Genomic DNA, 12,298 nt, shown 5'->3' with positions numbered 1-12,298 from the left:
CCTATCCACGACCCGTCCACGATTCGAGAGAACCCGCATGACTGCATCCCCCTCCAAGCTTGCTCAACTGCGTGAGCTGTCTGTCGTCGTTGCCGATACCGGCGACTACGACGCCATCAAGCGCCTGAAGCCGGTCGACTGCACCACCAATCCCACGCTGGTCAAGAAAGCGCTGGACCTGCCGGTCTATGCGGAGTTGATCGAGCAGGAACTGGCCTGGGGCCGCGAACACGGCGGCGACGATCGCACGGCCACCGTCAACGAAGTCGCCGACCGTCTCACCATCGGCGTGGGCACCAAGCTGTCCGAATTGGTGCCAGGGCGCGTCTCCACCGAGGTCGATGCCGACCTGGCGCACGACACCCAAGCCACCATCGCCAAGGCGCGCAAGTTCATCGCGATGTATGCCGAGCGCGGCGTGTCCAAGGACAAGATCCTGATCAAGATCGCAGCGACCTGGGAAGGCATCGAAGCGGCGCGCCAGCTGCAGCTGGAAGGCATCGACTGCAACCTCACGCTGATCTTCAACCGCTCGCAGGCGCTTGCCTGCGCAGAGGCCGGCGTGTTCCTGATCTCCCCGTTCGTTGGCCGCATCCTGGATTACTACGTCGCCCAGGGGCAGACCCCGGCCAGCATCGACGAAGATCCGGGCGTGGTGTTCGTGCGCACGGTGTACAACGAATTCAAACAGCGTGGCTCGTCCACGGTGGTGATGGGCGCTTCGTTCCGCTCCACCGCGCAGATCGAAGCGCTGGCCGGTTGCGATCGTTTGACCATCTCGCCGGAGCTGTTGGAAAAGCTCGACGCCGAACACGGCGAGTTGCCGCGCAAGCTCTCGCCTGCGCAAGCGGACAACGCACAGATCACCCCGATCGACAGCGACAGCTTCGCCACCGATCTGGCCGCCGACCCGATGGCCACCGACAAGCTGGCCAGCGGCATCGACACCTTCGCCAAGGATCTGCAGGCACTACGCAAGACCATCGCCGACAAGCTCGCCGGTTGATCGCAGCACTTCAGCGCATGACGACAAAGCCTGCAGCTTTCTGGCTGCGGGCGTTGTCGTTTCTGGCATTGCGTTCAGCGCCGTCCTCCACATAACGCTTACAACCGCCGCGCGCGCACTGCCTAGAATCCAGTTTCCTCAACGGGCACAGCGGACAATGGCAAACATTGCAGTGGTAATGGTCGATGGCGTGGCCGATTGGGAAATCGGCGTGGTGTTGCCCGCAGCGCGCGAATGGTTCGGCGATCAGGTTGCCATCGCCAGTATCGACGGCCAGCCGGTGCAGTCGATTGGCGGCTTGCGCATCACACCGGACTTCGCGCTTTCCGATCTGGCACCGCTGGAGGCCGATCTCTGGATACTGCCCGGCAGCGAACGCTGGCAGGCCGGCGAGATTCCCGGATTGAGCGGCCTGTTGGTGGAACGCGTGCAACAGCAGCGCCCGATCGCTGCAATCTGCGGCGCCACCATCGCATTGGCCTATGCCGGTTTGCTCGACGACCGCGCGCATACCAGCAACGCGCTGGCCTTCCTGCAGGAACACGTGGTGCCATATGCAGGCGCTGCACACTATCGCCACGAAAAAGTCGTCGCTGCCGACGGTGTGATCACCGCGCCCGGCACCAGCCCGGTCGGTTTCGCGCTGGCCTGCATGCGACTGCTGCATCCGGAACGCACCGATATGCTCGCGCAATTGCGCGGCATGTTCGCCGGTGAGTTCGTCTGACCTGGAAGATGTGAGCCGGCGGATCCGAACCGGCACAGCTGATTGGCTGCACGCATTGCATCGCTGCTCCGCCGCCGCGTCGCAGGCATATCGCCTTGCGACCGCCGCAAAAAAGATGGCCACGTTGTCTCCAACGTAGCCATTCAAGTTGCCTGGCATGCACTCCCATGCGCTGCCTGATCGTGATAACGCTGCCGGTCACTGTTGGCCATCGGCACGTCACCACAATGGATGACAGCGCTCAATCCGACCCGCCTTTCCGTCAGGCATCCAGCCCGATCGGGCAGCTCACTCCCGTTCCGCCAAGCCCGCAATAACCATTGGGATGCTTGGCGAGATATTGCTGGTGATCGTCTTCGGCGTAATAGAACGTGGGTGCCGGGAAACGGATCTCCGTGGTGATCGCGCCATACCCGGCTGCGTCCAGTTGTTGCTGGTACGCATCGCGGCTGGCCAGCGCAGCGTCGTATTGCTGCTGTGTCGTGCAATAGATCGCCGAGCGGTATTGCGTGCCGACGTCATTGCCTTGCTGCATGCCCTGGGTGGGGTCGTGGCTTTCCCAGAAGGTGCGCAGCAATTGCGCAAACGACACCGCCTGTGCGTCATAGACCACCAGCACCGCTTCGGTGTGGCCGGTCTGCCCGGAACACACTTCGCCGTAAGTGGCGTTGGGCGTTTCGCCACCGGCGTAACCCACTGCCGTGCTGTACACCCCTGGCACGTTCCAGAACTTGCGTTCTGCGCCCCAGAAGCAGCCAAGCCCGAATTGCACCTGGGCCAGGCCGGTGAACTCCCCGCGCAACGGATGGCCGTTGATCAGGTGCGTGTTGTGCAGCGGCAGCGCTTGCTCGCGTCCCGGTAGTGCTTCGCCTGGACGTGGCATGCGTTGCTTGAAGGCGCCGATTCCCAGCATGGTGCAACTCCCGCGTATGTAAGGGTTGCCTGCTGGATGGCGCCGGCCGTAGCGGCTTTCAAGCCGCTACGGCCAATACGGCATTACTTCTTGGTCAACGAGGCAGTGGCGGTGTCCACTTCCGGCATCGCCGAGCTGTGGTGGTTGATGATCAGCCACTTGTCGTCGCGCTTTTCGTACACGAAGGTGTAGCGCGCCTGCACCTTGCTCTTCTTGCCGTCCTTGTCGGTCAGCGTGAAGGTATAGACACCGGCGTCCACCGCGCTGTCTTCATCGAGTACGCGCACGGTGCGGTAGTTGACGACGCCCTGCGGCTTCTTGGTCAGGAACATCTCGAAGTACTTTTCGATCTGCGCCCGCGAGGCGCGCACTTCATTGGAGACGGTCGGCAGCAGCACGCCGTCCGGTGCGTACAGGTCGGCAACCTTGTGCGGGTTGCCGGTGGCCAGCGCCGCGTTCCAGGTGTCGAACAACGCCGCCACTTCGCGCTCTTCGCCATCGGCAGGCAGCTTGGCCTTGTCGGTGTAGTGCATCACGCCGCCAGCCAGCGCCGGGGTGGCAGCCAGAGCCAGAACCAGAGAGATAAAGGTGCGACGCATGGGAATCTCCGTGTAGTTGATGGGGGTGCCTCATCGGGCAGGCTCAGTATCGAAATCGCCCGGCCTCGAAAATTCTGCCGAGTGGCATATACTCAAATATGCTGATCGGCCTAGAGGCAAGACATGGAAACCCCCACCAATGCTGGCGATTGGCGCCTTGCGCTACGGCGCGACGCCTCCGACAGCGCACGTTGGCAAGCGCTCTGGGAGACCGCTGTGGCGCTGCGGCAGGCACAGACCCCGGAGCAGGCCTGCGATGCGGTGCTGGGACGCGTGTTGCTGTTGCTGGGCCTGGAACACGGCGCGGTGCTGGCGCAACGCGGTCCGCGTGCGCAGGTGCTCGCCAGCCGCGGCCGCGCACTGCCGCCCGGCGCCAGCGCTGCCGGCGACAGCCATGAAGCGGCCTGGTTGATGCCACCGCGCCCGGCCGATATGCGCGAAGCCAAGGTCCCGATCCATGCGCTGGGCAGCACCCACGGCATGCTGTGCGTGGCCTGGAACGACAGCCGCCCCGCACCCGGCAGCGACGATGTACAGGCGCTGCAAGCGTTCGCGCTATTGTTGCCGGCAATGGTGGCCGAACCGGCCAAACCGCTCGCCACGCGCCGGCGCAAACCAGTGCAGGACGATCGCCTCAGCGCGCTGAGCAAACGCGAGAAACAGGTGCTCTCGCTGCTCCCGCGCGGGCTCACCAACGCCACGCTCGCAGCTGAACTGGGGATTTCTCCCGGCACGGTAAAAGTGCATGTGGAGCGAATCCTGCAGAAACTTGAGGTAAAAGATCGCACCCAGGCCGCAGTGTACGCGGTCCATGCCGGACTCGCGCTATGAATGCTTTGGCGGTGCGTTGGAACGATTGGCCGATCACCCGCAAGAGCCTGGCGGTGGTGACCTTGCCGCTGCTCCTGCTGGCGGTTGCACTGATGGCGATCTACAGCGTGGAACGGCAGAACATCGCCGCCGAAAACGATGTGCGGCAGACGCTGGAAGTGCTGAGCGATCTATACGAAGCGCACGCACTCTTGGCAGAAACCGCAGCCGGCGTGCGCGGTTATCGCCTGGTGCGCCGCGATGAATTCCTCACCCCGTATCGCGATGCCGAACCGCGTCTGCAACGCGTGGCAGAGCGGCTGTCGCAACGCATCACCGACCCCGGGCAAGCGCAGCGGTTTGCGCGTATCAAACCGTTATTTGCCGAAAAAATGCAGGGCTGGCGCCGTTTGCTGGCACCGGATCTGAGCCGCGAAGAAGAGATCCGCCAGCTGTGGGACGGCAAGTACAAACTCGACATCCTGCGCGCCGAATTGCGTGAATTGCGCAACTACGAAACCGCGCAGTTGCAGGTACGCACCGCCAAGGCGCAGGGGCTGCGCCAGCGCAATCTCATCATCACCTTGAGCGCGGCGATGCTCGGTGGCCTGGGTGCGGTATTTGCGGTGGCGTGGTTCGCCTCGGCGTTGTCCGGGCGCCTGCGCACGTTGGCGGCCAATGCGGATCGGCTGGGCGAAGGCTTGCCGCTGGCACCGCAGCCGCGTGCAGGCGATGAACTGGGCCAGGTCGGTCAGCGCCTGGCGCAGGCCAGCGAACTGCTCGCCGCGCGCGCGGCCGAAGCCCAACTGGCACGTCGCGAGGCGGAAACCGCCAACCGCGCAAAAACCGAATTCCTCTCGCGCAGCAGCCACGAATTGCGCACGCCGCTCAATGCGATTCTGGGCTACGCGCAGGTGCTGGAAATGGATCTGCCCGAACCTGCGCACCGACGCCATCTGCAGCACATTCTCGGTGCCGGCCGGCATCTGCTGGGACTGATCACCGAGCTGCTGGATATCGCGCGTATCGAAGCCGATCAGCTGGATCTGAGCCCGGAACCGATCTCGGTGCGTGCCGCCGTGCACGAAGCCTTGGGCCTGATCGCCCCGGACGCGGACAGGTACGGCATCGCGCTGCAACCGGCCGCCATCGACGGGCCGTGGACAGTGCGCGCCGATGCGCAGCGGCTGCGTCAGGTGCTGCTCAATCTGCTGTCGAACGCGGTCAAGTTCAATCGCACCGGCGGCCAGGTGCAGGTGAGCGCGCAGCCGGATGACGAGCAGGTGCGGATCACGGTCGCCGACCAGGGCGCGGGGCTGACACCGGCGCAGATCGAACGCCTGTTCACACCGTTCGAGCGGTTGGGTGCGGAGCGTTCGGCGGTGGAAGGCACCGGCCTGGGCCTGGCGTTGAGCAAGCGCCTGATCGAGGCAATGGGCGGGCGCATCGGTGTGGACAGCAGCCGCGATGGCGCGCGCTTCTGGATCGCGCTACCGCAGGGTGACCCGCAACGTGGCAAGCCGGCGCGCACCATCGCGCCGCCGAGCAGCGTCGGCAGCGGTGTGTGCCGGTTGCTGAGCATCGAAGACAACCCCTCCAACCAGGCCTTGATCCGCACCCTCAGCGAGCGTCGCCCGCAATGGCAACTGCTCGAAGCGGCCAGCCTGGCGCAGGCGCGCGAGCTGCTGCAGCACGGCCTGCCGGATCTGATCCTGCTGGATCTGCATTTGAGCGACGGCAACGGCGAAGAATTGTTGCGCGAGTTGCAAAGCCAGCCGACCACTGCGGAGGTGCCGGTGGTGGTGATCAGCGCCGATGCCACGACTGCCACGTTGGCACGTGTGGGCAATCAGGGCGTACGCGCGTATCTGACCAAACCGCTCGATGTGGCGGAATTCTTCACTGTGATCGACGGGCTGCTGGCATGACACGCGACGAAATCCTGGGTTCCCGCATCCTCATCGTCGACGACGAGCCGGCCAATGTGCGGTTGCTCGAAGACCTGCTGCAGCGCGAAGGCTTTCAGCAGGTGATCGCCACCACCGACCCATTGCGGGTGATGGGGCTGGTGTCTGCATTCGCGCCGGACCTGATTTTGCTGGATCTGAAAATGCCCGAGCTGGACGGCTATGCACTGCTGGAACAACTGGCACGGCTGTCCGATCCCGGGCACTTTTTGCCGGTGATCGTGCTCACCGCCGACCCCAGCCGCAGCGCGCGCCACCGTGCGTTAGGCCTAGGCGCGAAGGATTTTTTGACCAAGCCCCTGGACACCTTCGAGGTCGCGCTGCGGGTCTGGAACGTGGCCGAAACTACGGTGCTGTTCAAGCGTCTGCGTGCTCTCGCCGCGCCGGATGCGGCGCCGCCGGGGTGGCGTCAGCAGAGTTAAGTTTTTAGGGCGGATGATCTGCGGCTTGGCTGCAGGGCCCTTGCCCGCCCACCATCGCGGGACACGCCGCAAGTACATCCTTGTAGGCTCTTACGCGGCATCCATGCCGCGTAAGGTCCCGCGACGGTGAGCGGGCAAGGACCAGTCGAGATAATCGGTGTGTGTGGTTTTTAACAAAGCAACCGACTCACTTTCTGGCGTGGTGTCCTTGCCGCTTGCGGGACCGTGTGGCGGCATGGATGCCGCCACCGAGCCTACATGGACGTACTTGCGGCGTGTCCCGCTAGCGGCGAGGGCACCGCGCCCTCGACCAACGCGCTTGAGCGGCTAAACCTTACACCGCCCGCGTGACCTCGCCGCACAACCCGATCTGAGCCAGCACCGCCTGCGCCTGACTCAGATGAAGGTCGGCCACGCAGACCTGCAGCACGCCGAATGCGGGTAGTTCGCCGGCGCCGCCCAATAGCGACTCGCCGAACACAAACGCGGTGATGCCCGCGTCTTCCAGCGCGTGCTTGGCCAGATGCGCGTCGATGATGTGGCTGGCGCGATACGCGATCTGCATGTCAGCCACGCCCCAGACGTTCGCGCTCGGCGCCCTGCTTCCACTCGCGCAGTGCCGGCAAGGCATCGAGTGCGGCCAGATAGTCGCCAGCGGCTTCGAACAGCGCTACGCCGTAGCTGGCAAAGCGCAGTGCGACCGGGGCGAACATCGCATCGACGATGCCGAACTCACCACACAAGAACTGCCCGGCATGGCCGTGGTCGGCGCGCAGGCTGGCCCACAACGCCTGGATGCGGGTGATGTCACGCTCGGCGGCCGCGTCCCAGTGCGCGGGGCCGGGCGCGCGGGCCAGATTCATCGGCAGTTGGGTACGCAGGGCGGCGAAGCCTGAATGCATTTCCGCGGCGGCGGCGCGCGCCTGCGCCCGCACGGCCAGGTCGGCCGGCCAGCCGCGCCCAGCGAGCCAGCGCTCGTTGACGTATTCGCAGATCGCCAGCGAATCCCAGACATGCAGGGTGTCGTCCCACAACACCGGCACCTGCCGGGTCGGCGAATAGCCGGCGATGCGGGCCTGGAACTCGGGCGTATCCAGCCGCAGCGCGATTTCCTCGAACGGCACCTGGAAGTGCCGCAGCAGCAGCCACGGGCGCAGCGACCAGGAGGACAGGCTCTTGTCGCCGATCACCAGGCGGGGCAATGACATGCGTGGGGCACTCCGAAGGATCGGCGCAGCGTACGCGTCGGCGGCGATGACGGCCAGCCTGGTTATCGCTCGCCGATGCAACTGGTCCTGCCTGGGGTCGACCACGCGGAGACCTTGCCAGCCCGGTGCTTGCCCGCAGTTAGCGAAGGCGCGCGATCGCCGCCAACTTCCCGGCTACCGACACGCGTCCTACCCCTAACCCGGTGCCACCGCCTAAACTTGCGGTTTACCTATTGCTGATGCGCGCATGTCCGAGACCCTAGCCACCGACGCCACCGCCCCGGCGGAGAAGAAAGACTTCATCCGCCAGATCGTCCGCGAGGATCTGGCCAGCGGCAAGCACACGGTCATCCGCACCCGCTTCCCGCCCGAGCCCAACGGCTACCTGCATATCGGCCACGCCAAGGCGATCTGCCTGGATTTCGGCCTGGCGGCCGAGTTCGGCGGGCTGTGCAATCTGCGCCTGGACGACACCAACCCGGCCAAGGAAGACCCCGAGTTCGTGGTCGCCATCCAGGACGACGTGCGTTGGCTGGGCTTCGAATGGGCGCAGCTGCGCCACGCCTCCGACTATTTCGAGGTGTATTACCTGGCTGCGGAAAAACTGATCCGCGACGGCCATGCCTTCGTCTGCGATCTGTCTGCCGAACAGGTGCGCGAATACCGCGGCACGCTGACCGAGCCCGGCCGCAATTCGCCGTTCCGCGAGCGCAGCGTCGAGGAGAACCTGGAACTGTTCCGGCGCATGCGCGCCGGCGAATTCCCCGATGGCGCGCGCACGCTGCGCGCCAGGATCGACATGGGCAGCGGCAACATCAACCTGCGCGATCCGGCGTTGTACCGCATCAAGCACGTCGAGCACCAGAACACCGGCAATGCATGGCCGATCTACCCGATGTACGACTTCGCGCATTCGCTGGGCGATGCGGTGGAAGGCATCACCCATTCGCTGTGCACGCTGGAATTCGAAGACCACCGCCCGCTGTACGACTGGTGCGTTGACAAGGTGGATCTGGCCGCGCATCCGGAGTTGCTGCAGCCGCTGCTGGACAAGGGCCTGCCACGCGAGGCAGCCAAGCCGCGCCAGATCGAGTTCTCGCGCCTGAACATCAACTACACGGTGATGAGCAAACGCAAACTCACCGCGCTGGTGGAAGAACAGCTGGTGGACGGCTGGGACGACCCGCGCATGTACACGCTGCAAGGCCTGCGGCGGCGCGGCTACACGCCGGCGGCGATGCGCCTGTTCGTGGATCGGGTCGGCATCAGCAAGCAGAATTCGCTGATCGATTTCTCGGTACTGGAAGGCTGCCTGCGCGAGGATCTGGACACGGCCGCGGCGCGCCGCATGGCGGTGGTCGACCCGCTCAAGCTGGTGCTGACCAATCTGCCGGAAGGCCACACCGAGACGCTGACTTTTTCCAATCACCCCAAGGACGAGAGCTTCGGCACGCGTGAGGTGCCGTTCTCGCGTGAGCTCTGGATCGAGCGCGAGGATTTTGCCGAAGTCCCGCCCAAGGGCTGGAAGCGCCTGGTGCCCGGTGGCGAGATCCGCCTGCGCGGCGCCGGCATTGCGCGCGTGGACGAGGTGATCAAGAACGCCGCGGGCGAGATCGTCGAGCTGCGCGGCTGGCTGGATCCGGAATCGCGTCCGGGCATGGAAGGCGCCAACCGCAAGATCAAGGGCACCATCCATTGGGTCAGCGCCGCGCATGCGGTGGAAGCGGAAATCCGTCTGTACGACCGTCTGTTCTCGGTCGAAAAGCCCGACGACGAATCCGAGGGCAAGACCTACCGCGACTATCTCAACCCCGAGTCCAAGCGCAGCGTGCGTGGCTATGTGGAGCCGAGCGCCGCGCACGCTGCGCCCGAGCAGTCGTTCCAGTTCGAGCGTACCGGCTACTTCGTGGCCGATCGCCGCGACCACAGCGTGGCCACGCCGGTGTTCAATCGCAGCGTGACCCTGCGCGACACCTGGGCCAAGTGAGTCAACTCCGCACCGGATGGCAGCCATCCGGTGCGGCTGCGGTAGTGACAGCCGCGGGCGGCGCGTGGCATCCGGTTAGCGGCGCACTGATGCTGCCACGCGCGTCACGCACCCTGCCCGCGTGACGCCACCTCAGAGCGTTGTCTTCTGAGCTAATGAACAATTGAACAAGCGCAATGGAGCCTGCGTACTGCACTTCATTGCATGCTGCACGGCATAAAGGAGCAGCACGATGCGTGAGCGCTTGATGGTGGGTGTCGCCTGCGGGATCGGTGCAGGCGCGTTGTGGGGATTGGTATTCCTGGCGCCGCAATTGCTGGCGGCGTTTACGCCGTTGCAACTGGCCGTGGCACGCTATCTGTCGTACGGAGCGGTGGCGGCCTTGGTGCTGGCGCCGCGCGCGCGCCAGACCGCTGCGCGGATGGGGCGTGCCGAATGGTGGGCGCTGGTGCGTCTGAGCTTGTTGGGCAATCTGATTTATTACGTGCTGCTCGGCAGCGCAGTGCAATGGGCCGGCAGTGCGGCCACCGCGCTGATCATCGGCCTGTTGCCGGTGGTGGTCACCGTGATCGGCACGCGGGCCGCCGGCGCAGTGCAATTGCGGCGCCTGGCTGCGCCGTGCCTGTTGTGCGTCATTGGCGTGGCGCTGGTAGCACTGGACACCTTGCAACACGATTCCGGCCAGCAGGCCAGCGATCGCGCCACGCGCATCGCCGGCCTGCTGTGCGCATTCGGTGCGTTGGCATCGTGGTCGGCCTATTCGATCGTCAATGCGCGCTGGCTGCGGCGACGCCCGGACCTGTCCGGCGGCGACTGGTCGCTGCTGACGGGCGTGGTCACCGGTGCACTGGCGCTGGTGCTGGCACCGGCCACGCTGATCGGCAGCGCGACGCACGCGCCGATCGAATGGGCGAGTTTTTGGGGCATTTCGCTATTGCTGGGCATCCTGGCCTCGGTGATCGGCAACGCATTGTGGAACCGGGCCAGCCGCGTGTTGCCACTGACCCTGGTCGGCCAGATGATCGTGTTCGAAACGATCTTTGCGCTGCTGTACGGCTTTGCCTGGGAAATGCGCCTGCCCACGCTACTGGAGCTGGCTGCTATTGCCTGTTTATTGGTCGGCGTGTTGTGGTGCGCAGCGCTGCATGCGGAAGCGAAATGACGGCGACGCCTGACCCGCGCATCCGCCTAGATTGCGGGCAGTGTCGTTTAGGAAAGCCGCCATGTGCCTGCCACAACCACGTTCACACCCTCCTGCACACACGCTGCGCAGCGCGGTGGTTTCGCTGTCGATCGGTCTGGCGGCCTGCTCGCCGCAGCCACCGAGCTCAAACGCGGTGACCCCGGCCGAAGCGTTCTGCACGCTGCTTCCGGGTCCGCACGTTGACGACTTGCCCACCGATCGCCGCGATGAAAGCCTGCAGCAGCTGGACCTTGCCACGCGCTGCAACGTGGCGCTACGCAGACACCGCTGACTGCAACGCAGTGACAGCGGGGATCGGCACACCCGGGCCCTGCCCAGCGCCATCAGCCGCAACGCGTGCAGGACCTGAATCCCCCGGATTTTCCGCAGGTGATCCAGCGCTCGCCACATTCCACACATCCGGGGCTTACCATGGCCGCACCTGTCCTGATCGGAGCGGCCGCATGTCCCGTCTTTTGTCCCGGTGTCTGAGCTCGATGTTGTTGCTGGCCTGTCTGGTGTCGGTCGGCTGCGTGGCCGCACCGCCGGCCGATACGGCCACGCCGCCTCCAGCGACCGGCTCGGCAACCAGTCCGGCAAGCGGCAAGCCGATCACCGTGACGACCACCTGCCGCAGCGATGCCGATTGCACGGTGAAGAATGTCGGCAACTGCTGCGGCGCGTTTCCGGCCTGCGTCAACGTCAACAGTGCCACCGACCCCAAGGGCGTGCAGGCACAGTGCCAGGCCAGCGGCATGATGAGCGTGTGCGGCTTCCGCGAGATCAGCGCCTGCCAGTGCGTAGCCGGGCAATGTGCCGCAAAAGAGGCCCAGGCCGATACACTGCGCCCCGCTCCCCCCTCTACAGAAATGGTCCACTGATGCTTTACGCGCAAGTCCACCTCACGCTGCCCGACTGGATCCACGCGCATGTCGACGACAGCCGTGCCTATCCCAGCGACGAGGACAAGGTGGCGCTGGCAATCGACCTGTCGCGGATGAATGTGCAAGAGCGCAGCGGCGGCCCGTTCGGTGCGGTCGTGTTCGGCCCGGATCACCACATCATCGCCGCGGCAGTGAACCGCGTGGTGCCGCAGACCACTTCGCTGGCGCATGCCGAAAACATGGCCTACATGCTCGCCCAGCAGCGCCTGCGGACGCCGCGCCTGAACGATGCGCTCTCGCCGGTGACGCTGGCCACCTCCGCGCAGCCGTGCTGCCAGTGCTACGGCGCCACCGTGTGGGCCGGTATCGACCGGCTGCTGATCGGCGCACGCGCCGAAGACGTGATGGCACTGACCGAATTCGACGAAGGCCCGCTGCCTGCCGATTGGGTGGGCGAGCTCACCCGCCGCGGCATCGAGGTGATGCGCGACGTGCATCGCGAGCAGGCCTGCGCCGTGCTACGCAACTATGGCGAGGGCGGCGGTGACCATTATTGATCTGCCACGCAGCGATCGCGCACGCCAGGCACTGC

Annotated in this window: 13 protein-coding genes; 9 read left to right on the top strand and 4 right to left on the bottom strand. The window is 65.3% G+C overall.

Going from position 1 to position 12,298, the window contains the following annotated elements:
• Positions 1-37 precede the first annotated feature (37 nt).
• Both tal and NYR97_RS13735 read left to right on the top strand, forming a co-directional pair.
• Positions 38-1,006 carry a transaldolase gene (tal, locus tag NYR97_RS13740; protein WP_316693895.1) on the top strand — a complete coding sequence of 323 codons (969 nt, stop codon included), beginning with the start codon at positions 38-40 and terminating at the stop codon, positions 1,004-1,006.
• A 157-nt stretch (positions 1,007-1,163) separates the two neighbouring features.
• Positions 1,164-1,733, top strand: a complete 570-nt coding sequence (locus NYR97_RS13735) for a type 1 glutamine amidotransferase family protein (RefSeq protein ID WP_210762169.1) — start codon at positions 1,164-1,166, stop codon at positions 1,731-1,733.
• 262 nt (positions 1,734-1,995) lie between these two features.
• On the opposite strand, the gene msrA is transcribed toward NYR97_RS13735, so the two are convergent.
• Both msrA and NYR97_RS13725 read right to left on the bottom strand, forming a co-directional pair.
• Positions 1,996-2,646, bottom strand: a complete 651-nt coding sequence (gene msrA / locus NYR97_RS13730) for a peptide-methionine (S)-S-oxide reductase MsrA (protein ID WP_023902772.1) — start codon at positions 2,644-2,646, stop codon at positions 1,996-1,998.
• Positions 2,647-2,729: 83 nt separating this feature from the next.
• Positions 2,730-3,245, bottom strand: coding sequence for an SgcJ/EcaC family oxidoreductase (locus NYR97_RS13725; RefSeq protein WP_104550462.1), 516 nt, complete (start codon positions 3,243-3,245; stop codon positions 2,730-2,732).
• A gap of 123 nt (positions 3,246-3,368) precedes the next feature.
• Here NYR97_RS13725 and NYR97_RS13720 point away from each other — a divergent pair, with 123 nt between their 5' ends.
• From NYR97_RS13720 to NYR97_RS13710, 3 genes are read left to right on the top strand one after another with little or no spacing between them, the layout of a single operon-like run.
• A complete protein-coding gene (locus tag NYR97_RS13720) occupies positions 3,369-4,076 on the top strand; it encodes a helix-turn-helix transcriptional regulator (RefSeq protein WP_316693890.1) in 708 nt (235 codons plus the stop codon).
• Positions 4,073-5,983: an ATP-binding protein gene (locus NYR97_RS13715; RefSeq protein WP_316693888.1), complete on the top strand. Its 1,911-nt coding sequence runs from the start codon at positions 4,073-4,075 to the stop codon at positions 5,981-5,983. Before NYR97_RS13720 ends, NYR97_RS13715 begins: the two co-directional genes overlap by 4 nt.
• Entirely contained in the window at positions 5,980-6,444 is a 465-nt protein-coding gene (locus NYR97_RS13710) for a response regulator (protein ID WP_006452452.1), read from the top strand. Before NYR97_RS13715 ends, NYR97_RS13710 begins: the two co-directional genes overlap by 4 nt.
• 334 nt (positions 6,445-6,778) lie before the next feature.
• Here NYR97_RS13710 and NYR97_RS13705 read toward each other — a convergent pair whose 3' ends face one another.
• Both NYR97_RS13705 and NYR97_RS13700 read right to left on the bottom strand, forming a co-directional pair.
• Positions 6,779-7,009, bottom strand: coding sequence for a putative signal transducing protein (locus NYR97_RS13705; protein WP_006449566.1), 231 nt, complete (start codon positions 7,007-7,009; stop codon positions 6,779-6,781).
• 1 nt (position 7,010) lies between these two features.
• Entirely contained in the window at positions 7,011-7,652 is a 642-nt protein-coding gene (locus NYR97_RS13700) for a glutathione S-transferase family protein (RefSeq protein ID WP_205392329.1), read from the bottom strand.
• Between the two features lie 247 nt (positions 7,653-7,899).
• Here NYR97_RS13700 and NYR97_RS13695 point away from each other — a divergent pair, with 247 nt between their 5' ends.
• From NYR97_RS13695 to NYR97_RS13680, 4 genes are all read left to right on the top strand, one after another.
• Entirely contained in the window at positions 7,900-9,639 is a 1,740-nt protein-coding gene (locus NYR97_RS13695) for a glutamine--tRNA ligase/YqeY domain fusion protein (RefSeq protein ID WP_316693881.1), read from the top strand.
• A 232-nt stretch (positions 9,640-9,871) separates the two neighbouring features.
• Positions 9,872-10,801: a DMT family transporter gene (locus NYR97_RS13690; protein WP_316693879.1), complete on the top strand. Its 930-nt coding sequence runs from the start codon at positions 9,872-9,874 to the stop codon at positions 10,799-10,801.
• Positions 10,802-11,286: 485 nt separating this feature from the next.
• Positions 11,287-11,703, top strand: coding sequence for a hypothetical protein (locus tag NYR97_RS13685; RefSeq protein ID WP_316693878.1), 417 nt, complete (start codon positions 11,287-11,289; stop codon positions 11,701-11,703).
• On the top strand, positions 11,703-12,263 hold the full coding sequence (locus NYR97_RS13680; RefSeq protein ID WP_316693875.1) for a nucleoside deaminase: 561 nt from the start codon (positions 11,703-11,705) through the stop codon (positions 12,261-12,263). The genes NYR97_RS13685 and NYR97_RS13680 overlap by 1 nt, the downstream gene beginning before the upstream one ends.
• Positions 12,264-12,298 lie beyond the last annotated feature (35 nt).

This window comes from Xanthomonas hydrangeae (genome assembly GCF_032697525.1).
Lineage (GTDB): Bacteria > Pseudomonadota > Gammaproteobacteria > Xanthomonadales > Xanthomonadaceae > Xanthomonas > Xanthomonas hydrangeae.
This window is presented reverse-complemented; position numbering and strand designations above follow the sequence as displayed.